The 24285-nt window shown below is 66.4% G+C and carries 17 protein-coding genes; 13 read left to right on the top strand and 4 right to left on the bottom strand.

Features of this window, described 5'->3' with window-relative positions; genetic code table 11:
- Positions 1-268: 268 nt before the first annotated feature.
- From smc to def, 4 genes are read left to right on the top strand one after another with little or no spacing between them, the layout of a single operon-like run.
- Complete coding sequence (smc, locus tag F7R26_RS10390) at positions 269-3784, top strand: chromosome segregation protein SMC (RefSeq protein ID WP_150983502.1); 3516 nt, start codon at positions 269-271, stop codon at positions 3782-3784.
- Positions 3781-5157: a cell division protein ZipA C-terminal FtsZ-binding domain-containing protein gene (locus F7R26_RS10385; protein WP_150983501.1), complete on the top strand. Its 1377-nt coding sequence runs from the start codon at positions 3781-3783 to the stop codon at positions 5155-5157. Before smc ends, F7R26_RS10385 begins: the two co-directional genes overlap by 4 nt.
- Before the next feature lie 52 nt (positions 5158-5209).
- The gene (gene ligA / locus F7R26_RS10380) at positions 5210-7336 is read left to right on the top strand and encodes an NAD-dependent DNA ligase LigA (protein ID WP_150983500.1); all 2127 of its coding nucleotides are present in this window, start codon (positions 5210-5212) and stop codon (positions 7334-7336) included.
- Entirely contained in the window at positions 7333-7866 is a 534-nt protein-coding gene (gene def / locus F7R26_RS10375) for a peptide deformylase (protein WP_150983499.1), read from the top strand. Before ligA ends, def begins: the two co-directional genes overlap by 4 nt.
- Positions 7867-7908: 42 nt before the next feature.
- Here def and F7R26_RS10370 read toward each other — a convergent pair whose 3' ends face one another.
- A complete protein-coding gene (locus tag F7R26_RS10370; RefSeq protein WP_150983498.1) occupies positions 7909-8853 on the bottom strand; it encodes a LysR family transcriptional regulator in 945 nt (314 codons plus the stop codon).
- 170 nt (positions 8854-9023) lie between these two features.
- Here F7R26_RS10370 and F7R26_RS10365 point away from each other — a divergent pair, with 170 nt between their 5' ends.
- Positions 9024-10175 carry a hypothetical protein gene (locus F7R26_RS10365; protein ID WP_150983497.1) on the top strand — a complete coding sequence of 384 codons (1152 nt, stop codon included), beginning with the start codon at positions 9024-9026 and terminating at the stop codon, positions 10173-10175.
- A gap of 235 nt (positions 10176-10410) precedes the next feature.
- Here F7R26_RS10365 and F7R26_RS10360 read toward each other — a convergent pair whose 3' ends face one another.
- The 3 genes from F7R26_RS10360 to map form a co-directional block, all read right to left on the bottom strand.
- Positions 10411-12297, bottom strand: coding sequence for a pseudouridine synthase (locus F7R26_RS10360; protein WP_150983496.1), 1887 nt, complete (start codon positions 12295-12297; stop codon positions 10411-10413).
- Between the two features lie 23 nt (positions 12298-12320).
- Positions 12321-14906, bottom strand: coding sequence for a [protein-PII] uridylyltransferase (locus tag F7R26_RS10355; protein ID WP_150983682.1), 2586 nt, complete (start codon positions 14904-14906; stop codon positions 12321-12323).
- Positions 14907-14973: 67 nt separating this feature from the next.
- Entirely contained in the window at positions 14974-15834 is an 861-nt protein-coding gene (gene map / locus F7R26_RS10350) for a type I methionyl aminopeptidase (RefSeq protein ID WP_277820340.1), read from the bottom strand.
- A gap of 355 nt (positions 15835-16189) precedes the next feature.
- Between map and rpsB the strand changes: the two genes are divergently transcribed.
- The 8 genes from rpsB (at position 16190) to rseP (ending at position 24202) form a co-directional block, all read left to right on the top strand.
- Positions 16190-16933 carry a 30S ribosomal protein S2 gene (gene rpsB, locus F7R26_RS10345; protein ID WP_043346950.1) on the top strand — a complete coding sequence of 248 codons (744 nt, stop codon included), beginning with the start codon at positions 16190-16192 and terminating at the stop codon, positions 16931-16933.
- A gap of 265 nt (positions 16934-17198) precedes the next feature.
- Positions 17199-18077 carry a translation elongation factor Ts gene (tsf, locus tag F7R26_RS10340; RefSeq protein ID WP_150983494.1) on the top strand — a complete coding sequence of 293 codons (879 nt, stop codon included), beginning with the start codon at positions 17199-17201 and terminating at the stop codon, positions 18075-18077.
- Positions 18078-18403: 326 nt separating this feature from the next.
- Positions 18404-19114 (top strand): UMP kinase, encoded by a 711-nt coding sequence (pyrH, locus tag F7R26_RS10335; protein WP_043346948.1) that lies wholly within the window; start codon positions 18404-18406, stop codon positions 19112-19114.
- A gap of 120 nt (positions 19115-19234) precedes the next feature.
- The gene (frr, locus tag F7R26_RS10330; RefSeq protein WP_043346946.1) at positions 19235-19795 is read left to right on the top strand and encodes a ribosome recycling factor; all 561 of its coding nucleotides are present in this window, start codon (positions 19235-19237) and stop codon (positions 19793-19795) included.
- Between the two features lie 53 nt (positions 19796-19848).
- Positions 19849-20622 carry an isoprenyl transferase gene (locus F7R26_RS10325; RefSeq protein ID WP_150983493.1) on the top strand — a complete coding sequence of 258 codons (774 nt, stop codon included), beginning with the start codon at positions 19849-19851 and terminating at the stop codon, positions 20620-20622.
- A 38-nt stretch (positions 20623-20660) separates the two neighbouring features.
- Positions 20661-21482 carry a phosphatidate cytidylyltransferase gene (locus F7R26_RS10320; RefSeq protein WP_150983492.1) on the top strand — a complete coding sequence of 274 codons (822 nt, stop codon included), beginning with the start codon at positions 20661-20663 and terminating at the stop codon, positions 21480-21482.
- Positions 21483-21493: 11 nt separating this feature from the next.
- A complete protein-coding gene (gene ispC / locus F7R26_RS10315) occupies positions 21494-22672 on the top strand; it encodes a 1-deoxy-D-xylulose-5-phosphate reductoisomerase (RefSeq protein ID WP_150983491.1) in 1179 nt (392 codons plus the stop codon).
- 138 nt (positions 22673-22810) lie between these two features.
- A complete protein-coding gene (gene rseP / locus F7R26_RS10310; RefSeq protein WP_150983490.1) occupies positions 22811-24202 on the top strand; it encodes an RIP metalloprotease RseP in 1392 nt (463 codons plus the stop codon).
- Positions 24203-24285 lie beyond the last annotated feature (83 nt).

Here is a 24285-nt window from a genome sequence, read left to right as displayed (position 1 = left end):
GGTGGTCTTTCGCCGCATGGCAGCATCGCCGCAAGTGTGGGGCGTGAACCGCACGGGGTGTATCGGAAACGGCTCAAACCCCCTGTGGAAATGGCTCGCGCTTAGCCCGGAAAGCGCCCGGACGCCGAAGGCGCGATGGTATGATTAGCGCCATCTATCGGGCACAAGAGAGAAGGCATGGGGCGCAAGCGGCACGCGTCGGCCCCGCTTCTCGTTGGGGCCCGGCTCTCCTGAACGCTGCATTACGCTAGATACCCCACGACCAACCGTGCGACTGTCCTCGATCAAGCTGGCGGGCTTCAAGTCCTTCGTCGATCCCACCAATTTTCAAGTGCCCGGCCAACTGGTCGGCATCGTCGGTCCCAACGGCTGCGGCAAATCGAACATCATCGATGCGGTGCGCTGGGTGCTGGGCGAGTCGCGCGCCTCCGAACTGCGCGGCGAGTCCATGCAGGATGTGATCTTCAATGGCTCCACCGCGCGCAAACAAGCTGGCCGCGCCAGCGTCGAACTGGTGTTCGACAACCCTGAGGGGCGCGCCGGCGGGCAATGGAGCCAATACGCCGAGATCGCCGTCAAGCGGGTGCTGACCCGCGACGGCACGTCCTCCTACTACATCAACAACCAGGCCGTGCGCCGCCGCGATATCCAGGACATCTTCCTGGGCACCGGCCTGGGGCCGCGCGCCTACGCCATCATCGGGCAGGGCATGATCTCGCGCATCATCGAGGCCAAGCCCGATGACATGCGGATTTTCCTGGAAGAAGCCGCGGGGGTGTCCAAGTACAAGGAACGCCGCCGCGAAACCGAAAACCGCCTGTCCGACACGCGCGAGAACCTGACCCGCGTGGAAGACATCCTGCGCGAGCTCGGCACCAACCTGGACAAGCTCGAGGGGCAGGCCGAAGTGGCCCAGCGCTTCAAGACCTTGCAGGCCGATGGCGAGGAAAAGCAGCACCTGCTGTGGCTGCTGCGCAAGCGCGAGGCCCAGGCCGAGCAGGAGCGGCACACGCGGGCCATCGAGCAGGCACAGATCGACCTGGAAGCGCAAACCGCGCAACTGCGCCACGTCGAGGCCGAGCTCGAGACCATGCGCGCCGCGCATTACGCGGCGTCGGACAATATGCACACCGCGCAGGGCGGCTTGTACGAGGCCAATGCCGAAGTCAGCAAGCTCGAGGCCGAGATCCGCTATGTGGTGGAGTCGCGCAACCGGGTGCAGGCACAGATCGCCGCACTGACGGCGCAGCGCGAGCAGTGGCAGGGCAAGGCCGAGCAGGCTACCGATGCCCTGGCGCAGGCCGAGGAAGAGCTGGCGGTGGCCGAAGGCCGCACCATCGAAGCCCAGGAGGCCGTCGCGCACAAGACCGATGAGCTGCCCACGCTGGAAGCCCAGTGGCGCGATGCCCAGGTGCTGTCCAACGAGCAGCGCGCCAGCATCATGCAGGCTGAGCAGGCGCTCAAGCTGGAGGCCGCGCAGCAGCGCAGCGCCGACCAGATGCTGCAGCAGCTGGAGCAACGCCGCGAGCGCTTGTCCGGGGAAGAAAAGGGGCTGGACCGCCCCGATGAAACCCGCCTGGAAGAGCAACGCGCCGAGCTGGCCGAGCAGGAAGCCGTGCTGGAAGAGGCGCAGGCCATCCTGGCTGACTCCGCCGAGCGCGTGCCGCGCCTGGACGGCGAGCGCCGCAGCGCGCAGGAACGCGTGCAGCGCGAGGCTGCGGCGATCGGGGCGCTGGAAGCGCGCCTGGCCGCGCTAAAGCAGTTGCAGGAAAACGTGCAGACCGAAGGCAAGGTGCAGCCCTGGCTGGCCAAGCACGGCCTGGCCGAGTTGCCGCGCCTGTGGAAAAAGCTCCATATCGAGCCGGGCTGGGAAAGCGCGCTGGAATCCGTGCTGCGCGAAAAGCTCGGTGCGCTCGAAGTCTCCAACCTGGACTGGATCAAGTCCTTCCTGTCCGACGCGCCGCCCGCCAAGCTGGCTTTCTACTCGCCGCCGCCGGCCGCGCGCCCGCAGGAAACCCCCGCCGGCATGCGTCCGCTGATGGCGCTGGTGCAGATCACCGAGCCCGGCATCCGGGCCGTGATGCAGGACTGGCTGGCCGATATCTACACCGCGACCGACATGGCGTCGGCGCTGGCCCAGCGCGCCACGCTGCCGGAAGGCGCGTCGTTCGTCGTGGCCGAGGGCCACCTGGTGGGCCGTAGCTCGGTCCACCTCTATGCAGCCGATTCCGAACAGGCCGGCATGCTGGCCCGCGAGCAGGAAATCGAAAACCTGCAGAAGCAGGCGCGCGCCCAGTTGCTGCTGTCCGACGAAGCCAAGAGCCAGGCGGTCCGCGCCGAAGCAGCCTACACCCAGGCCAGCGCCGCGCTCACCGAGGCCCGCGGACGCAGCGAGCAGGCCACGCGGCGCGTGCACGCGCTGCAGATGGATGTGCTCAAGCTGTCGCAGGCCATGGAGCGCTACGCCGCGCGCAGTGGCCAGATCCGTGAGGAACTGGCCGAAATCGCCGCGCAGATCGAAGAGCAGCGCGCCATCCGCGCAGAGTCCGAAGCCAGCTTCGAGCAGCACGACGCCGCGCTGGCCGAGATGCAGTCCACGCACGAAGACCACCAGATGGCCTTCGAGGCGCTGGATAGCAAGCTGTCATCGGCGCGGCACCAGCTGCGCGACTTCGAGCGCGCGGCGCAGGAAGCGCTGTTCGCCGAGCGCAACCTGGCTAACCGCATCGACGAGCTGCGCCGCAATATCCAGACCGCGGGCGACCAGTCAGAGCGTCTTGCCCAGTCGCTGGAAGATGCCCGTGTCGAGCTGGAAACCATCAATGAGCAGACCGCCCACACCGGCCTGCAGGAAGCGCTGGAGCGCCGTGCCGAGAAGGAAGAAAAACTCCAGCTCGCCCGCACCGAGCTGGACGCGCTGTCGGCGCAGTTGCGCCAGTACGACGACCAGCGCCTGGCCGCCGAGCGCAGCCTGCAGCCGCTGCGCGACCGCATCACCGAGTACCAGCTGAAGGAACAGGCCGCGCGCCTGAACCAGGAGCAGTTCAGCGAGCAACTGACGACCGCCGAGGTGGACGAGGCCGCGCTGGCCGAGAAGCTCACGCCCGATCTCAAGCCCTCCTACCTGCAGGGTGAGGTCACCCGCCTGAACAACGCCATCAACGCGCTCGGGCCGGTGAACATGGCCGCGCTGGACGAACTGGCGGCGGCGCGCGAGCGCAAGACCTTCCTCGATGCGCAGTCGGCCGACCTGATCGACGCCATCACCACGCTGGAAGACGCGATCCACAAGATCGACCAGGAAACCCGCGCGATGCTGCAAGGGACCTTCGACCAGGTCAACCATCACTTCGGCGAGCTGTTCCCGTCGCTGTTCGGTGGCGGGCAAGCCAAGCTGATCATGACCGGCGACGAAATCCTCGACGCCGGCGTGCAGGTGATGGCGCAGCCGCCGGGCAAGAAGAACTCCACCATCCACCTGCTGTCGGGCGGTGAGAAGGCCCTGACGGCCATCGCGCTGGTGTTCGCCATGTTCCAGCTCAACCCGGCGCCGTTCTGCTTGCTCGACGAGGTGGACGCGCCGCTGGACGATGCCAATACGGAGCGCTACGCCAATATGGTGGCGCGCATGTCGGACAAGACCCAGTTCGTCTTCATTTCCCACAATAAAATCGCAATGGAAATGGCACACCAGTTGATTGGCGTGACGATGCAAGAGCAAGGTGTATCGCGTATCGTCGCCGTGGATATGGACGCAGCGCTCTCGATGGCGGAGGCAGCATGACGCTCCAGACCGCCCTGATCGTTGCAGGCATTGTCCTGCTGCTGCTGGTAGTCGCCTACAACCAGTGGCAGATCCGCAAGGCGCGCCGCCCGCGCGCGCTGCAGCCCGAAGATGACCTGCCGCCGATGCGCGAGCCGGTGGTAAGCCCGGTGGTCAAGCCGGAAGTCAGCGCCAGGCTGCACGAGCCATTGCCCGAGCATCACGTCGAGCGGCGCGAGCCCACGTTGTCGGCTTCGCCGCTGGATGCCGCCGCCGTGGCGGCAGGCATGGCCGCGAGCTCGGCCGATGCCGACGAAGCCCTGGCGGATGAAGTTGCCATCGCCGCAGCGCCGTCCTCGGCCCATGCGGCTGCCGGCAAGCCCGTGCATGGCGAGCAGGCAGGGTCTGCCGGGCTCGCCGAATCGTATGACGCCGCGGACCATGAAGAAGATGCGGAACATGCAGAACACGCAGAACGCACCGAACCGATAAAGCCCAGGCAAGAGGCCGCGCCTGCCCAGGCAGCGCAGCCAGAGCCCGTCGCGCTCGACGGCCAGCCAACGCCGGCCGTCATCGATCCGCTGATCGACTGCATCGTGCCGCTGCACCTGGAGCGCAAAAGCTCGGGCGATCGCATCCTGCCGCTCACTGGCCGCCTGCGCCGTGCGGGAACCAAGCAGGTGCATATCGAAGGCCTGCGCAGCGAAGCCAATGCCTGGGAGCCGGTCACCGCCGGCCATCAGTACGAAGACCTGCAGGTAGCGGTGCAGCTTGCCAACCGCGGCGGCGCGCTCAATGCGCTGGAGTTTTCGGAGTTCGTCAATGCGGTGGAAGCGCTGGCCGAAGCGCTCGACGCCTCGGCCGAACTGCCCGACATGACCGAGACGGTCGCAAACGGCCGCGAGCTGGATGCGTTTGCCGCCAGTTGCGATGTGCAGCTTGGCGTCAACGTGATTTCCGACGGTGCGCCGTGGTCGGCCGCCTATGTGCAGACGGTGGCGACGCAGGACGGGCTGGTCCTGTCGCGCGACGGCACTCGCTTCACGCGCTATCAGGCCAATGCCGAGGGCGTGCAGCGGGCGCTGTTTACGCTGCAGTTCGGCGATACCAACTTCCTGCGCGATGACCTCACGGCCAAGGCCGGCCGCCAGATCACGCTGCTGCTCGATGTGCCGTCCGCGGCGCAGGCGACCAAGCCGTTCAAGACCGTCTGCGAGTACGGCTACAGCCTGGCGCAGCGCATGGGCGCGCAACTGGTCGACGACAACATGCGGCCGTTGAGCGAATCGTCCTTCGTCGCCATCTTCGGCCAGTTGCAAACACTCTACGACAAGCTGGAAGCCCGCGGCATGCCCGCGGGCTCGCCGGTGGCGCTACGTTTGTTCAGTCTCTGATACGCCAGTTCGGCATCGACGATAACGACGACAACGGATTCAGTCTTTCAGCATGAGCACCAAACCAGAAGGTGCGGCGGCGCAAGCCCCCGCGCCTGTCAGCGATTCTCCCGCCGCGCGCGCCGACTGGCTGCGCGCCGAGCTGGAGCGCCACAATTACCAGTACTACGTCCTCGATGCGCCGTCGGTGCCCGATGCCGAGTACGACGCGCTGTTCCGCGAATTGCAGGACATCGAGGCCAGGCATCCCGAATTGCTGACCCCTGAGTCGCCCACGCAGCGCGTGGGCGGCCAGCCGCTATCGGCCTTCGATACGGTACGCCACGCCATCCCGATGCTGTCGCTCAACAACGGCTTCGAGGACGAGGATGTGCTGGCCTTCGACCGTCGTTGCGCGCAGGGGCTGGGGCGTGCCGCCCCCGCCGAGGGCACGGCCGACCTGTTTGCCGCCGCCGAGGCGGTGGAGTATGCCTGCGAGCTGAAGTTCGATGGCCTGGCCATGTCCTTGCGCTATGAGGCTGGCCGGCTGGTGCAGGCCGCCACCCGCGGCGACGGCGAGACCGGCGAGGACGTGACCGTCAACGTGCGCACCATCAAGGCGATTCCGCTGCGCTTGCGCGGTGAGGCTGAGGCCTTGCCGGCGGTGCTGGAAGTGCGCGGGGAAGTCTTCATGTATCGCCGCGAATTCGACAAGCTCAATGCGCGGCAGGCCGAGGCCGGGGAAAAGACCTTCGTCAATCCGCGCAATGCCGCCGCCGGCAGCCTGCGCCAGCTGGATCCGCGCATCACCGCCAAGCGTCCGTTGTCGTTCTTCGCCTACGGGCTGGGTGAGCTGCAAGGCGCGCCGCGTCCCGAGACGCACAGCGCCATGCTCGACTGGTTCGCCGGGCTTGGCATGCCGGTCTGCGCGGAGCGCGAAGTCGTGCGGGGTGCGGACGGCTTGCTGAGCTTCTATCGCTCAGTGGGCGAGCGGCGTGCGGCGTTGCCCTATGACATCGACGGCGTGGTGTACAAGGTCAACGCGCTGGCCGAGCAGGAGCGCCTTGGCTTCGTGTCGCGCGCGCCGCGCTTCGCGCTGGCACACAAGTTCCCGGCCCAGGAAATGACCACGGTGGTCGAGGACATCGAAGTGCAGGTCGGCCGCACCGGCGCCATCACGCCGGTAGCGCGGCTGGCACCGGTGTTCGTGGGCGGCGTGACGGTGACCAATGCCACGCTGCACAACGAGGACGAAATCCGCCGCAAGGACGTGCATATCGGCGATACCGTGATCGTGCGGCGCGCCGGCGACGTGATTCCCGAAGTGGTAGCGGTGGTGCCGGAGCGCCGGCCAGCCGACGCACGCGCCTTCGTCATGCCCACCGCATGCCCGGTGTGCGGATCGCACATCGAGAAGCTGGAAGGCGAGGTGATCGCGCGCTGCACTGGCGGGCTGATCTGCGCGGCACAGCGCAAGCAGGCGCTGCTGCATTTCGCGCAGCGCCGCGCCATGGATATCGAAGGCCTGGGCGACAAGGTGGTCGAGCAACTGGTCGACATGGCGATCGTGCACACGCCGGCCGATCTCTACAAGCTCGGCGTCGCCAAGCTGGCCGCGCTGGACCGGATGGCCGACAAGTCGGCCACCAACCTGGTGGCAGCCATCGAGGCGTCGCGCGAGACCACGCTCAACCGCTTTATCTTCTCGCTAGGCATCCGCCATGTGGGAGAAGCGACGGCCAAGGACCTGGCCAGGCATTTCGGCAAGCTCGATGGGCTGCTGGCCGCCGACGAGGCTGCCCTGCTCGAGGTCAACGACGTGGGGCCGGTGGTGGCGCAATCCATCGCCAACTTCCTGGCCGAGCCGCACAATGTGGAAGTCATCGAGCAACTGCGTGCCGCCGGCGTGCACTGGCCGGAAAGCGAGCCGGCGGAGCGCGCCGCGCCCGCGCCGCTGGCCGGCAAGACGTTCGTGCTGACTGGCACGCTGCCCACGCTGTCGCGCGAAGATGCCAAGGAAAAGCTGGAAGCGGCCGGCGCCAAGGTGGCCGGCTCGGTGTCGAAGAAGACCGACTATGTGGTGGCTGGCGCGGAAGCCGGCAGCAAACTGGAAAAGGCCGAGGCGCTCGGCGTGCCCGTGCTGGACGAGGCCGCCTTGCTGGCCTTGCTGGCCGAGCTCAATACCGGAGATCAAGCATGATCCGTGACATTCTCAAGATGGGCGACCCGCGCCTGCTGCAGGTAGCGCGCCCTGTCACGCGCTTCAACACGCCCGAATTGCGCATCCTGATCGACGATATGTTCGACACCATGGATCACGCCAACGGTGCTGGCCTGGCCGCGCCGCAGATCGGCGTGGACCTGCAGGTGGTGATCTTCGGCTTCGACCGCAATCCGCGCTATCCCGACGCCCCCACCGTGCCCAAGACGGTACTGATCAATCCCGAGCTGACGCCGCTTGGCGAGGAGCAGGATGAAGCCTGGGAGGGCTGCCTGTCGGTGCCGGGGCTGCGCGGGGTGGTGCCGCGTTTCACGCGCCTGAAGTACACCGGCTTTGACGTGATGGGCGGGCGCATCGAGCGCGTTGCCGAGGATTTCCACGCACGCGTGGTGCAGCATGAATGCGACCACCTGCAGGGCATCCTCTATCCCATGCGGGTGAAGGACTTCACGCGCTTCGGCTTTACCGATGTGCTGTTCCCCGAGCTGCCTCCCAATAGCGACGACTGACCCGCGACGACTGACCCGCGACGACCGACCGGCGACGGCTGATCAGCGATCGCCCTGGCGGCGATGGCGTGCCGCGATGCGGTGGGTCAGGGCGACCAGCGCCGCGCAGGCAGGATTGTCGTCTCGCTCCCGGTAAGCCAGCGTCAGCGGCGCGCGCAGCTGGTCGGCTTCTTCCATGCGGCGGTAAGCCACGCCGTGCGGGTTGAGCCCGGCCATCGAGGCCGGTACCACGGTCACGCCGGCGCCGGCGGCCACCAGGTTCAGGTTGCTCAGCATGCGCTCGACTTCCGCGCCCACGCGCGGCGTGAAGCCCAGCCGCTCGCACACCTTTAGCAGATCGCCATACATGCCCGGCGCGCCCGGGCGCCGCACCAGGATGAACGCATCGCCTGCCAGCGCGCGCAGCGAGATGGTTTCCTGGGCTGCTGCGTGGGCTGGCGCGCCGCGCTTGCGCAGCAGCGGATGGTCCAGCGGCAGCGCAATCACCATTTCCTCTTCCAGCAGCAACTCGAAGCGCAGGCCTTCGGGGCGTCCCACCGGCGCGCGCAGCAGTGCGACATCGAGCGTGCCCGCGGTGAGTTGCTCGATGACCTCGGCGGCGTTGTTCTCGCTGAGCTTGAGCGCGATGCCGGGAAAGCGGCGGCGGCAGGCGCGCAGGACCTCGGGCGTCAGCTTATGCGCGGCTGCCGAGCTGGTGAATCCGACCGATAGCATGCCTTCCTCGCCGCGCGCCATGCGCTGCATGCGCTGGCGCGTCTGGTCCAGGCGCGCGAAGATGTCTAGCGCGTCGGTACGCAGCGCGCGCCCTGCGGCGGTCAGCGCCACACCGCGCGGCTGGCGCTCGAACAGGATCACGCCCAGCTCCGTCTCTAGCGCCTTCAACTGTTGCGACAGCGGAGGTTGCTGGATGCCGAGCTGCTCGGCGGCGCGCGTGATGTGGCCGGTTTCGGCTACCGCGAGAAAGTAGCGAAGGTGTCTCAGTTCCATGGTGTCCTTGCGGGCCGGAAGCTGCAGAAAGCATATGTTTTCGATATGCATTTCCTATGTGGCATATATTTTACATCCGGGTCGCGGCAGCCTAGGATGATACGGCTTTACGAACGAAAACACGGGCGCGCGCCCCAGGCGGCGGCGCATCGAGCACCGGGAGACAGGATATGAAGACACTTCGCCTTGCGCGTTGCGCATCGATCGCACTGATTGCGCTAGCCGCGGCGGCCCAGTTTGGCTGCGCCGCCCCAGGCGCGGACAGTGCCGCGAGCGCGAAGCAGGCCGCACCGGCACCCGGTACGGTGCCGCAAGCTGCCGCGCTCCAATGGCAGCGGGTCAGGCTCGGCACCGGCGCTGGCGCCTATGATTTTCCGGTCTACGCCAACCATCCGCTGGACGCGGACCTGCGCGGCATTCGCGAGGTGATCTTCGTCCAGCACGGGCTGCAGCGTAACGGCGACGACTACTTCGCGGCCGGCGCGGCGTTGCTCAAGCAAACCGGGCGCAATCCCGACGAGGTGCTGCTCATCGCGCCGAACTTTCCCGGCACGCCGGATGCGGCCAAGGGCAAGCATTTCGACGGCATGCCGATATGGAGCGTGCAGGGCTGGATGAGCGGGGAGGATGCGGTCAACCCGCCGTTCTCGGTCAGCTCGCTGCAGGTGCTGGACGATCTCGTCGGCATGGTGACCAACAAGGCCCGTTTTCCCGCGGTGACCCGCGTGACGGTGGCCGGCCACTCGGGTGGCGCGCAGCTGGTGCATCGCTATGCGGTGCTGAACAATGTCGATGAGCGTATCCGCGCGGGCGGCATCGATCTGCGCTACGTCGTGGCGAATCCTTCGTCATATCTGTATTTCACGCCGGAGCGCCCACGCGGCAAGGGCTTTGCGCCCTATGACACGGCTATTTGCGCGGACTATGACAAATACCGCTACGGCATGCGCGACATGGTGCCCTATGCGCGCGGCGCGACCGGCGATGCGCTGTTCCGCCGCTATCTCCAGCGCCAGGTGACCTACCTTGTGGGCTCAGAAGATAACGACCCCAACCACCGCGTGCTCGACAAGGCCTGCGGTGCCGAGGCCGAAGGGCCGACCCGGCTGGAGCGCGCACGCGGCTACCTGCGCTATGCGCAGTACCTTGCCGCGCCGATGGGCAGCCAGCGTCCACCGGTGCGTCACCAGGCGTTCGAGGTGGTTGGCGTCGGGCACAACCAGCACCAGATGTTTGGCTCGCAATGCGGCGCCAAGGCAGTGTTCGGGCTGGCGGAGACGGCCAATGCGGACGGCGCGGCTTGCCGTGCGCCGCAGCTGTGAAGCGATTGGCGCAGGGCAGGGCGCCCGCTTGCGGCATGGCTTGAGGCATTGGCTATGCGAGGCCGCTGGGTTTGTCCCGGCGGCCATACCGGGCAGGTGGTGCCAGGGTGTCGAGTGCTATGCGCCTGGCAATGGCGCGGCGCGTGGCATCACGCGATTGAGCCGGTGGGTATGCGGCTCGGCAGGTGCGCGCTGGTGGCCATGGCGGCCACCAGCTTGCTTCTTGGCCCGGCGCTCAGAACTTCTCGAAGGCGCCGAGGAAGCGCCACTGGCCCACCGGCAGGTCGCCCAGCACGATGCGGCCCATGCGCACGCGCTTCAGGCCCACGACCCGCAGGCCAACCTGTTCGCACATGCGGCGGATCTGGCGCTTCTTGCCTTCGCGCAGGACGAAGCGCAATTGCTCCTCGTTCTGCCAGCTCACCTTGGCCGGCTTGAGCGCCTCGCCATCCAGCGACAGGCCGTGGCGCAGCTTCTCGATCAGTTCCACCGGGAACACGTGCGAGATGTCGCGCTCGACCAGGCCTTCCGGCGAATCCCAGCTCACCCGCACCAGGTATTCCTTCTCGACGGTCGAATCCTCACCGATCAGGTGGCGCGCAACGCGGCCGTCCTGGGTCAGCACCAGCAGGCCGGTGGAGTCGATGTCGAGCCGGCCGGCAGGTGCCAGGCTCTTGCGCTGCCACGGGGCAAAGCGCTTGCGGGTGGGGTCCAGCTCCCACTGGTTTTCCGGCGCGAACAGCACGGCGGCGGGCTCGTAGCCATCTTCGGCCTGGCCCGACACGTAACCGACCGGCTTGTGCAGCAGCACGGTCACGCGTTCGCCTTGCTCGGAGCGTGCAGCCTGGTGGATCTCGATATTGGCGTCCGGGCTGATGCGCGAGCCCAGTTCGGTGACGGGCTGGCCGTCGACCAGCACCCAGCCGCGCGGAATCCATTCATCGGCTTCGCGGCGCGAGCACAGGCCGAGTTCCGACATCCGCTTGGACAGGCGCACCAGGCCATCGGAACTGGGCTGGGGCGCGTTCTGTACGGGTGCGGCACGTTCCGTACGCTCCGCACGGGCGCCGCCCTGGTAGTCGCGCTGGCTGGCATCGCCGGCGCGGCGCGGACGGTCATTGTCACCACCGTGAGCGGGGCGGCGAGGGCGGTCGTCGCCCTGGCCGGCAAAGCGGTGCGGCCGGTCCTGGCCTTCGCCGGGGCTGAAGCGGCGCGGACGATCGTTGCCTTCGCCCGGGCCGAAATTGCGTGGACGATCATTGCCTTCACCGGCAAAGCGGCGGGGACGGTCCTGGCCCTCGCCTGGGGCAAAACGCCGCGGACGGTCATTGCCTTCGCCAGCAAAGCGGCGGAGTCGATCCTGGCCTTCGCCCGGGGTGAAACGGCGCGGCCGGTCCTGGCCCTCGCCGGAGCCGAAATTGCGCGGGCGGTCGTTGCCTTCGCTGCCAAAGCGGCGGGGTCGATCCTGGCTTTCGCCCGGGGTGAAACGGCGCGGACGGTCCTGGCCCTCGCCGGAGCCGAAATTGCGCGGACGGTCGTTGCCTTCGCCGCCAAAGCGGCGGGGCCGATCCTGGCCTTCGCCCGGGGTGAAACGGCGCGGGCGGTCCTGGCCTTCGCCGGAGCCGAAATTGCGCGGGCGGTCGTTGTTGTCGCCGCCAAAGCGGCGGGGCCGATCCTGGCCTTCGCCGGGGCTGAAGCGGCGCGGACGATCGTTGCCCTCGCCTGGGGCGAAACGACGCGGACGGTCATTGCCTTCGCCAGCAAAGCGGCGGGGCCGGTCCTGGCCCTCACCCGGGGTGAAACGGCGCGGACGGTCCTGGCCTTCGCCGGGACCGAAATTGCGCGGGCGGTCGTTGCCTTCGCCGCCGAAGCGGCGGGGTCGATCCTGGCCTTCGCCCGTGCGCGGGCCGCGCGGCGGGCGCTGGCCAGCGTCTTGCTCTTTTTTGCGGCCGCCGGCGCGTTCCTGTGCCTGCTTGATGCCGTCGACCACGGCGCGCACGCGTCCGCGGTTCAGGTCGGACACCCGCACCGGCCGGGTGGCGGCGGGTTTGCGGGCATTGCCCTCGGGCGCGGCGGTCTTGATGCCCAGCGTCTTGCGCTTGGGCGAATTGCTATCGGTCATATCTTCTATGTGGGGCGTCCGGCCTAGATGGCCAGCGCCGCCAGCAGGTCCTGTTCAAGCTGTAACTGCAGTTTGTTATCCGAGGCGAGGCGGCTGCCATCGACCAGGAAAACGTCTTCCACCCGCTCGCCGAGCGTATTGATGCGGGCGGTATGCACCGAGGTGCGATGTTTGGCCAGTACGCGGGAGATCGCGTACAGCAGGCCGGTGCGGTCGTTGGCCGACAAGGAAAGCAGGTAGTACTGGCCGCGTTCGTCGGGGCGCAGGTCCACGCGCGGCTTGATCGGGAAGCTGCGCGACTGGCGCGACAACCGCCCCTGGGCGGGTTCCGGCAGCGCGCCTTGCTGCTGCAGGCGCTCGGCCAGTTCATGCTCCACCAGCGCGATGATGTCGCGGTAATTGCCGCTGGCGTCGCTGCTGATGCCCGGGTCGGTCACCTGGAAGGTATCCAGCGCGTAGCCGTGGCGCGTGGTGTGGATCTTGGCTTCCTGGATGGAGAAGCTCTTGCGCTCGAAATAGCCGCAGATGCGCGCGAACACGTCGGGCTGGTCCTTGACGTAGACCGCCACCTGCAGGCCTTCGCCCGCGGGCGACAAGCGCGCCTTGACCACCGGCACCGGGCTGTCCACCTTGTTGTACAGGTGCCGCGTGAGCCAGGCGATGTCGCGCGCGTCGTGGCGCAGGAAGAAGGCCACGTCGAGCTGGGCCCACAATGGCTTGCCCAGTTCCGGGTCGAAGGCCTTGAGGCGCAGCTGCGCGATGGTGTCGTCCTTGCGCTGCGCCCACAGCGAGTGCGGGTCCACGCGCGCGCCGCCCAGCACGCGCAGCGTGATGCGGTAGAGGTCTTCCAGCAGCTTGCCCTTCCACGCGTTCCACACCTTGGGGCTGGTGCCGCGGATATCGGCCACCGTCAGCAGGTAGAGCGCGGTCAGGTAGCGCTCGGTGCCGACCACGCGAGCAAAGGCATGGATCACGTCCGCATCGGTGAGGTCTTGCTTTTGCGCGACATGGCTCATGGTCAGGTGATGCTCGACCAGCCAGGCGATCAGGTCGGCATCTTCGCGCTCGATGCCGTGCTGCTTGCAAAAGCGCCGCGCATCCGCCGTGCCAAGCTTGGAGTGATCGCCGCCGCGGCCCTTGGCGATGTCGTGGAACAGCGCCGCCACCCACAGCACCCAGGGGCGGTCGAAGGTGGCCATCAGCTGGCTGCAGAAGGGGAACTCGTGCGTGTGCTCGACGATGGCGAAGCGGCGCATGTTGCGCACCACCATCAGGATGTGCTGGTCCACCGTGTAGACGTGGAACAGGTCGTGCTGCATCTGCCCGACGATACGGCGGAAGTTGATCAGGTAGCGCCCCAGCACGCTGGTCTGGTTCATCAGGCGCAGCGCGTGGGTGATGCCCTGCGGCTCCTGCACGATGGCGAGGAACAGGCGGCGGTTCACCGGATCGTTGCGCCAGCTCGCGTCCATCACCGTGCGGGCGTTGTAGAGGCCGCGCAGCGTGCGTGGCGACAAGCCCTTGACGCCCGGCGTGCGCTCGTACACCAGGAAGGTTTCCAGGATGGCGTGGGGCTCGCGCTCGTAGAGATCGTCGCTGGTGATCTCGAGCATGCCCTGGCGTTCCACGAAGCGCTCGTTGATGACGCGCGTCACCTTGGATTCGCTCGGGAACAACATGGCCTCGATATTGAGCAGCAGCACGATATTGAGCTGTGTGACCGCCTTGGCTGCCCAGTAGTAACGGCGCATCAGCTGTTCGCTGGCGCGCTTGTTATTGTTCTGGCGGTAGCCGAAGGCCTCGGCCAGCGCGGTCTGCAGGTCGAACACCAGCACGTCCTGACGGCGCCCGGCCACCAGGTGCAGGCGCGCGCGGATGGTCTTGAGCAGACGCTCGTTGCGGGCGAGTTCCTGCGCTTCGCGCTCGCTCAGCAGCCCGCGCTCGAACAGTTCCTTCCAGCTGTCGCCCAGCCCGGCGGCCTTGGTCATCCACAGGATCACCTGCAGGTCACGCAGGCCGCCGGGGCTTTCCTTGCTGTTGGGCTCGAGCGAGTAGGGCGTGTCCTGGTACTTGGCGTGGCGCTGGCGCATTTCCAGCAGCTTGGCCTGGAAGAAGGCGCGCGGGTCCAGGTCGGCCTGGTAGCGCGTCTGCAGCTCGGCAAACAGCTTGCGGTTGCCCGTCAGCAGGCGCGCTTCCAGCAAGGAGGTCTGGATCGTCACGTCCTGGCGCGATTCGCGGATGCAGTCGTCCACGGTGCGCACCGATGAGCCGATTTCAAGGCCCAGGTCCCAGCACAGGCCAATGAATTTCTCCAGCCTGGAGGTGGTGTCCTCGTCGGGTTCCGAGGGCAGCAACAGCAGCACATCCACATCGGAAAACGGGAACAGCTCGCCGCGCCCGTAGCCGCCCACCGCCACCAGCGCGCTGTCGTCCGGCAGGCCCAGGCCGCGCCAGGCTTCGACCAGCGCGGCATCGACCGCGCGCCGCAGGCGCGTCAGCAGGTGGCCGACATGGCCGTGCGCGTTGAAGTCCGCGAACACGGCTTGCTTGTCGGCTTTCAACTGATCGCGAACACGGGTGGCGAGGATGATTTCCGGGGTGGCGTCCATGGCTAGGGCTGGGGGCATCGAAGGGACGGCTGAAACAAGAAGGGCGCCAACTTTGGCGCCCGTAGCGTCAGGCTGCAACAGAATCAGTGACGAACGACGGCGGCGCCTGCGTGCCCGCGGAGACGGTGAGGACGTCGTAGCCGGTCTCGGTCACCAGGATGGTGTGCTCCCACTGCGCGGACAGGCTGCGGTCACGCGTCTTGACGGTCCAGTGGTCGGGCATGGTGCGGATATCGCGCTTGCCGGCGTTGACCATCGGCTCGATCGTGAAGATCATGCCGGCCTGGATTTCCATGCCGGTGCCGGGGCGGCCGTAGTGCAGGATCTGCGGGTCCTCGTGGAAGTTCTTGCCGATGCCATGGCCGCAGTACTCGCGCACCACGGTATAGCCGGCCGCTTCCGCATGGACCTGGATCACATGGCCGATATCGCCGAGGCGAGCGCCGGGGCGCACCTGGGCGATGCCCTTCCACATGCATTCGAAGGTGATCTGCGCCAGGCGCTTGGCCAGGATCGAGCCCTCACCGACAATGAACATGCGGCTGGTGTCGCCGTAGTAGCCTTCCTTGGTGATCACGGTGATGTCGAGGTTCACCGCGTCGCCGGACTTCAGCACGCGCTCGCCCGGGATGCCATGGCAAATCACGTCGTTGACCGACGTGCAGATGGCGCCGGGGAAGGGGGGGTAGCCGGGCGGCGCATAGTTCAGCGGCGCGGGTACCGTGCCCTGCACATCGCGCATATACGCGTGGCACAGCCGGTCGAGTTCGCCGGTGGTGACCCCCGGCTTGACGAAGGGCGTGATGTAGTCGAGGACCTCGGAGGCCAGCCGGCAGGCTACCCGCATTTGGGCGATATCGTCGGCGTTCTTGATATGGATGCTCATGCTGCTCGCAAAGTGGCGGCGAAGCCACGGGCTGCGCCTCAAATTGAATCTGAAAGTGGGATTATCGCACCATCGGGCACCAACCGCAGCCGAAAACGGCCTGCGCCGGCTACAGGTGCCTGCTTTTCATGGCAAGTGGCCTCTTGAGCGAAGTCCTATTTTGTTGCTACAATCGCTGGCTAGCCTTATTGCGGCTGCCTGGCAGGTCGATGTGACTTGCGGGTAGCAACTGGCGGGCTGGGCAGCCACTTCTGTGCTGCGGTAGTGCTACGGTATTTGGCAGGCGCCTTGCGCTTATTAAATACAAAGTTATTGAAATTGCGAGTCCGTCCATCCGGGGTGTTCCTTTTCAGGAATGTCGGGGCGGACTTCAGACCTAACCCTTTTGGAGATTTTCATGTCCGTTACCATGCGCGAAATGCTGGAAGCCGGTTGCCACTTCGGCCACCAAACCCGCTTCTGGAACCCCAAGATGGCTCCGTACATCTTCGGCCATCGCAACAAGATCCATATTATCAACCTCGAAAAGACGTTGCCGATGTTCCAGGACGCGCTGAAGTACGTGCGTCAACTGGCAGCAAACCGCGGCACCGTGCTGTTCGTGGGCACCAAGCGTCAATCGCGCGAAATCCTGGCTGAAGAAGCAGGCCGCGCCGGCATGCCTTACGTCGATGCCCGCTGGCTCGGCGGCATGATGACCAACTTCAAGACCGTCAAGATCTCGATCAAGCGCCTGAAGGACATGGAAGCCGCCAAGGAAGCTGGCGCGCTGGAAACCATGAGCAAGAAGGAAGCGCTGATGTTCGAGCGCGAAATGGACAAGCTGCAAAAGTCCATCGGCGGCATCAAGGACATGGGCGGCGTGCCTGACGCCATCTTCGTGGTCGACGTCGGCTACCACAAGATTGCCGTGACCGAAGCCAAGAAGCTGGGCGTTCCCGTCATCGGCGTGGTCGATACCAACCACTCGCCGGAAGGCATCGACTACGTGATCCCGGGCAACGACGACTCGAGCAAGGCAGTTGCCCTGTACGTGCGCGGCGTGGCAGACGCGATCCTGGAAGGCCGTGCAAACGCCGTGCAGGACGTGGTTGAAGCTGCTCGCGGCGGCGACGATTTCGTCGAAGTCGAAGAAGCCTAAAGGCTTGCTGCCGAGAGGACCCCGTACCGCGCGCATCGCAAGCTGACACATCATCGCTAGCCAACCGGCCCCTGGGCCGGGGCGCTGCGCGCAGCCGGGGGCTTTCCGGCAACCGAGGGGGCGAATCTTACGCCCCCTTTTTTCGAATTGTTGTCATCCGCCCCTGGCATGATCTGGCGCGGGTGAAGTTGAACTTACCTCCGGTCCCGGATCGCGCCATATCGATGGCGGGGTAGGGCGGGGCGAACCATTCAAGGAGTGACAAATGGCGGCAATTACCGCAAGCATGGTGGCAGAACTGCGCGCGAAGACCGACGCGCCGATGATGGAATGCAAGAAGGCCCTGACCGAGGCCGAAGGCAACCTGGAAAAGGCTGAAGAGCTGCTGCGCGTCAAGCTGGGCAACAAGGCCAGCAAGGCCGCTTCGCGCGTGACCGCCGAAGGCGTGGTCGTGTCCTTCATCGAAGGTACCACCGGCGCGCTGGTGGAACTGAACTGCGAAACCGACTTCGTGTCGAAGAACGACGACTTCATGGCGTTCGCGAACAAGGTCGCCGAACTGGTCGCCAAGCAGAACCCGGCCGACGTGGCTGCGCTGTCGGCGCTGGAAATCGACGGCGTGACCGTGGAAGCCACCCGTACCGCCCTGATCGGCAAGATCGGCGAAAACCTGGCGATCCGCCGCTTTGCCCGCTACGCCAATGGCGGCAAGCTGGCTGCTTACCTGCACGGCACCCGCATCGGCGTGATGGTCGAGTTCGACGGCGATGAAACCGCCGCCAAGGACGTGGCCATGCACGTTGCCGCGATGAAGCCGGTGTCGCTGTCGTCCGCCGACGTGCCCGCCGACCTGATCGCCAAGGAGCGCAGCATCGCCGAGCAAAAGGCTGCCGAATCGGGCAAGCCGGCCGAAATCGTCGCCAAGATGGTCGACGGCTCGGTGCAGAAGTACCTGAAGGAAGTGTCGCTGTTCAACCAGACCTTCGTGAAGAACGACAAGCAGACCGTTGAGCAGATGCTCAAGGCTGCCAACACCACGGTCAAGGGTTTCACCCTGTACGTGGTTGGTGAAGGCATCGAGAAGAAGCAGGACGACTTCGCCGCTGAAGTGGCCGCCCAAGTGGCAGCTGCCCAAAAGGCCTGAAGTCCTGGCGGCCAGGGTGCCCGGTAGGGTGCCTCACCGGTCGCCGTATAATGCCGAGGGGCACCGCAAGGTGCCCCTCGGCACAAATGACCGCGCCGCGCTTACCCGTGCGGCGCGGGCTTGGTAGCCCGTTTCCGCAGTCGTCTGACCTGCCGTGCCCCAGGGGCGCTTTGAACGCGAGTTTTTCGCGTGTTATCGCGCTGTTGCCGTGCCGGAGCCAGGCCACCCCGAAAACCGGCTTTTATAGCGGTGGCACGCCGATCCGTGCCGCCTGCCTTCAAATATCCGGCTCAACAGAACGAGCCGAACCAGCTCCGGGGATCAATATGCCAGCCTATAAGCGCGTCCTACTGAAATTGTCCGGCGAGGCCCTGATGGGCGATGATGCCTTCGGCATCAACCGCTCCACCATCGAAAGCATGGTCAATGACATCGCCGAGATCGTGAGGCTGGGCGTCCAGGTCGCGGTGGTGATCGGCGGCGGCAATATCTTCCGCGGCGTGGCCGGCGGGGCAGCGGGCATGGACCGCGCGACTGCAGACTACATGGGCATGCTGGCCACCATGATGAATGCGCTGGCCCTGCAGGACGCCATGCGCCACGCCGATATCGTGGGCCGCGTGCAGTCGGCCCTGCGCATGGACCAGGTGGTCGAACCTTACATCCGCCCGCGCGCCATTCGCCAGCTGGAGGAGGGCAAGGTGGTGATCTTCGCCGCCGGCACCGGCAACCCGTTCTTCACCACCGATACCGCGGCTGCCCTGCGCGGCGCGGAAATTGGCGCGGAGATCGTGCTCAAGGCGACCAAGGTCGACGGCGTCTACACCGCCGACCCCAAGAAGGACCCCAGCGCCACGCGTTACACCACCATCTCCTTTGATGAGGCGATCTCACGCAACCTGCAGGTGATGGATGCTACGGCATTCGCCCTGTGCCGCGACCAGAAGCTGCCGATCAAGGTGTTCTCCATCGTCAAGCCGGGCGCGCTCAAACGCGTGATCCTGGGCGAAGACGAAGGTACGCTGGTGCACGTATAAGTGCAGCACCAGGCGCTGGTGCGCTGCCGCCGAAGGTGGCGCGCGTGCCGGCAAAGAGTAGAATGATTCATTTTCGATCCCACCGTCCGGGATCATGATTACCCGTTTTCGGAGGTAAAGATGAGCGTCGCCGACACCAAGAAGAGCGTCGAGCAGAAAATGCAAAAGACCATTGAAGCGTTCAAGGCCGACCTGGCCAAGATTCGCACTGGTCGTGCACACACAGGTCTGCTCGACCACGTGCAAGTGGATTACTACGGCTCCCCGGTGCCGATCAGCCAGGTGGCCAACGTCGGCCTGGCCGATTCGCGCACCATCAGCGTGCAGCCTTGGGAAAAGAAGATGGTCAGCGCCATCGAGAAGGCCATCCGCGACGCGGACCTGGGCCTGAACCCGTCGACCATGGGCGAGACCATCCGCGTGCCCATGCCCATGCTGACCGAAGAGCGCCGCAAGGAACTCGCCAAGGTCGTCAAGGGCGAGGCCGAGGGCGCCAAGATCGCCGTGCGCAACCTGCGCCGGGATGCCAACGAGCAGTTCAAGAAGCTGGTCAAGGACAAAGCCATTTCCGAGGACGATGAGCGCCGCGGCCAGGACGATGTCCAGAAGCTGACCGACAAGTTCGTTGCCGAGATCGACAGGATGGTCGCCGAGAAGGATAAGGAGATCATGACGGTGTGACGCTTGATGCGGCGGCTTGCCAGCCGCCGCTGTGTCCGGTACCGTTTCCCATCATGCATCACATCAGTTCCACGCTCAGCGTCCCCGACTCTACCTATGTGCCCCGCCACGTCGCCATCATCATGGATGGCAACGGCCGCTGGGCGACCAAGCGGCACCTGCCACGCGTAGCCGGCCACAGCCGTGGCCTGGATGCCGTCCGGGCCGTGGTGGAGGCCTGCGCCGCGCGTGGCGTGCAGTACCTGACCCTGTTCGCGTTCAGTTCCGAGAACTGGCGCCGCCCGGCGGACGAAGTCTCGTTCCTGATGCGGCTGTTCATGACCGCGCTGCGCCGTGAGGTGATCAAGATGCACGCCAACAATATCCGAGTGCGGGTGGTTGGCGACCTGAGCCGCTTCAGCCCGCGTATCCAGCAGTTGATCGCCGACGCCGAGGCCCGCACGGATAACAATACCGGCCTGACGGTGACCATCGCCGCCAATTACGGCGGCCGCTGGGACCTGCTCCAGGCCATGCGCAAGATGCTGGCGCGCTCGCCCATGCTCGATCCCGAGTCCGTTGACGAATCCATGCTCGCGCCGCACCTGGCCATGGCCTACGCGCCCGAGCCGGACCTGTTCATCCGCACCGGCGGCGAGCAGCGCATCAGCAATTTCCTGCTGTGGCAGCTGGCCTACTCCGAGCTCTATTTCACCGACGTGTTCTGGCCGGATTTCAGCGCTGCGGAGCTCGACAAGGCGTTTGCCTCGTACCGGCAGCGCGAGCGCCGCTTCGGCCGTACCAGCGCGCAAGTGGTCGCGCCACCCGGCCTTTCCGGCACCGCCTGAAGCCCGTTTGCCATTTTTTCACCGGAATCCCGCAGCGCATGCTTCTTACCCGTGTCATCACCGCCGTATGCCTGTTGCTGCTGATCCTGCCGATCCTGTTCCTGGCACCTCCGTCGGCCCTGGCTGGCCTAGTGGCGGTGATCGTCGTCCTGGCGGGCTGGGAATTTGGCCGCCTGATCGGGCTGCGCGGCGTCTGGCCCTATGTCTATGCGGTGGCCTGCCTGGTCGCCCTGATCGGCTGGCATGACGCCGCCGACCGCCAGGCGCTGACGCGCCTGCTGCAGATCGGCGTGGCCTGCTGGGGCGTCGCCGTGGTGCTGCTGGCGCGCGGCGTGCGCCAGGCGAGCCCGTCCTTTACCTTGCTGGGCGCCATTCTCGGCTTGTTCATGCTGCCGGCGTTCGGTCATGCCACCCTGATCCTGCGCGAGCTGGGCATCGGGGTGCTGCTGTCCGTAGCGGTCCTGGTCTGGGCTGCCGATATCGGCGCCTATTTCGTTGGCAAAGCTATCGGGCGGCGCAAGCTTGCCCTAACCATCAGCCCGGGCAAGTCCTGGGAGGGCGCCATCGGCGGCTGGCTGGTGGTGCTGCTGATCGCACTTGCGCTGGCCGCTACCCAAGCTTATTCCCCGACCTGGTTCTCTCGCATGGCCGACCATAACGGCCTGGCTGTGGTGGCGTTGCTGTCGACCCTGCTGGTGGTTGCCAGCGTGGTCGGCGATCTCTTCGAGTCGTTGCTCAAGCGCCAGGTCGGCATGAAGGACAGCAGCCGGCTGTTGCCCGGCCATGGCGGCGTGCTCGACCGGATCGACGCGCTGTTGCCCGTGTTTCCGCTGGCCGCCTTGCTAGCCATTTATCTTTGAGTTGATCTGATATGCGTCGTATTACCGTCCTGGGTGCCACCGGCTCGATCGGGGAAAGTACGCTTGATGTGGTCAAGCGCCACCCCGAGCGCTATGCCGTCCATGCGCTGACGGCGCACCGGCAGGTCGACAAGCTGGCGGCGCAGTGCCGCGAGTTCCGCCCGGCGCACGCCGTGGTAGGCACCGCCCAGGCCGCGAGCGAGCTGCAGGCGCTGTTGCGCGCCGACGGCATCAAAACCGAGGTGGGCTATGGCGAAGCGGCCCTGGAAGCCGTGGCGGTCGATGCCGCAGCCGATTCGGTGATGGCCGCCATCGTCGGCGCCGCCGGGTTGCGTCCCACGCTGGCCGCGGCGCGGGCGGGCAAGCGCGTGCTGCTTGCCAACAAGGAAGCGCTGGTGATGTCGGGCCGGCTCTTCATGGATGCCGTGCGCGAGCACGGCGCCACGCTGCTGCCGATCGACAGCGAGCACAATGCCATTTTCCAGTGCCTGCCGGCGGACGATCCGCGCCTGAGCGCGGGCGTCTCCAAGATCCTGCTGACGGCTTCCGGCGGCCCGTTCCGGACCCGGGACCCGGCCACCTTGCACGATATTTCACCGGACGAGGCCTGCGCCCACCCGAACTGGGTGATGGGCCGCAAGATTTCGGTCGACTCCGCCACCATGATGAACAAGGGGTTGGAGGTGATCGAGGCGCACTGGCTGTTCGCCGCGCCGGCGGACCGCATCGAGGTGCTGATCCACCCGCAGAGCATCGTGCACTCGATGGTGTCCTATGCAGACGGCTCGGTGCTGGCCCAGCTCGGCAACCCCGACATGCGTACGCCGATCGCTTACGGGCTCGCCTATCCCGAGCGCATGCACGCGGGCGTTTCCCCGCTGGACCTTACCCGTGCCGGCGCGCTGACCTTCGAGACCCCAGACCTGGCGCGTTTTCCCTGCCTGGGCCTGGCGTTCGACGCCTTGCGGGCGGGCGGGGTGGCCCCGGCCGTCCTGAATGCCGCCAACGAGGTTGCCGTCGAGGCGTTCCTGCAAGGCCGGATCCGTTTTACGGACATCGCACGCATCGTGGCGCAGGTGTTGGCGCAGGCCTCGCTGGGCAGTGTTGACACGCTGGAAGGCGTGATGGACGTCGACCAGGATGCGCGCCGCCGCGCCGGCGCCTTGCTGGAAAGCGCGCGTTCGTGCTGACGCCGGTGGCGGCGCGGCCGGGATCGGCGACAATAGCGGCGCACCGGCCCATGCCGGCGCACCGGTTGCCGGGCCTCGTGCCCGGCGTCTACTTTGTGCCATCGGGGCGTTCCGGCCCCTGACGACAAGCTGCCTGCCATGCAAACCGTAATTGCTTTCGTCGCTGCCCTGTGCATCCTGATCTATTTTCATGAAATGGGTCACTACCTGGCCGCGCGCCTGTGCGGGGTCAAGGTGCTGCGCTTCTCGATCGGCTTCGGGCGGCCACTGGTGCGCTGGGTGTCCAAGGGGCGGGACCGTACCGAGTGGACCATTGCCGCGATTCCGCTCGGCGGCTACGTCAAGATGCTCGATGAGCGGGAGAGCGATCCGGGCCATGATGCACCGGTCGATCCCGCGGATCTGCCCCGCGCCTTCAACCGGCAACCGGTGGCCAAGCGCTTCGCGATCGTGGCAGCCGGGCCGCTGGCCAACTTCGCCCTGGCCATCGTGCTGTATTTCGTGCTGTTCGCCGGCGGCATGCGCGAGGCCGCGCCCATCGTTGCGGCGCCGCCTGCCGGCACCCCAGCCGCTGCGGCGGGCTTGCGCGAGGGCGACCGCGTGCTGGCGCTGCAGGCCAACGGCGAGAACGAGCAGGTGCGATCCTGGAACGACCTGCGCATGGCCGTGTTCGCCCAGGGCTTTGGCGACGCCAGCGCGGTGTTGCACGTGCGCGCCGCCGATGGCGCCGAGCGCGATGTGAAGCTGCCGCGGCTGCCGAATACCGGCGGCAATCCCGAACAAGACCCGCTTGCCACGCTGGGCCTTGCCCTCAAGGGCGGGCCGGTGACGATCACCGAAGTCCTGCCGGACTCCGCCGCGCAACGCGCTGGCCTGCGCCAGGGCGATCGCGTGGTGGCTTGGCAAGGACGCCCGCTGACCCAGGCTGGCGAACTGATCCGCGGGGTCAGGGCGCAGCCCGGCGCCGAGGTCACGCTTGGCATCGAGCGGGAGGGCCGGCGCCTGGATGTGCCCGTGAAGCTCGATGTGGTCCCCGCGGCGGAGGGCGCCAGTGCGGCAGCCGCCGCCACCGGCAAGCTGGGCGCCGCGCTGAGCCAGGCGGTCGAGATGGAAACCGTGCGCTACCAGCCGGTCGAGGCGCTGAGCCGCGCGGTCGGCCAGGTCTGGAGCACCAGCGCGCTCTCGCTCAAGCTGCTCGGAAAGATGCTGGTGGGGCAGGCTTCGCTGCAGAACCTGAGCGGCCCGCTGACCGTGGCGGACTACGCGGGGCGCGCCGCCCACCTCGGATGGCAGCCCTTTGTCGGCTTCCTGGCGTTGGTCAGTGTTAGCCTCGGTGTATTGAATTTGTTACCTATTCCGGTATTGGATGGGGGGCATTTGCTGTATTATTGCGTTGAATTTTTGACTGGCAGGCCCGTACCAGACCACTGGCAGGCTGTGCTGCAGAAGGTCGGCATCGCCTGCGTCTTGCTCCTGACTTCGCTCGCCTTGTTCAACGATGTCAGCCGGCTGTTTTTAGCGCGCGGCTAGACATGGGTTGCCGGCTGCGGCGTGCGGGTGTCACTGACACCCCGCGCCGGATGCCGAGCCAAGGCGCAGCCCCGTGAAGCATC

The sequence above is a fragment of the Cupriavidus basilensis genome, from assembly GCF_008801925.2.
GTDB lineage: Bacteria > Pseudomonadota > Gammaproteobacteria > Burkholderiales > Burkholderiaceae > Cupriavidus > Cupriavidus basilensis.
This window is presented reverse-complemented; position numbering and strand designations above follow the sequence as displayed.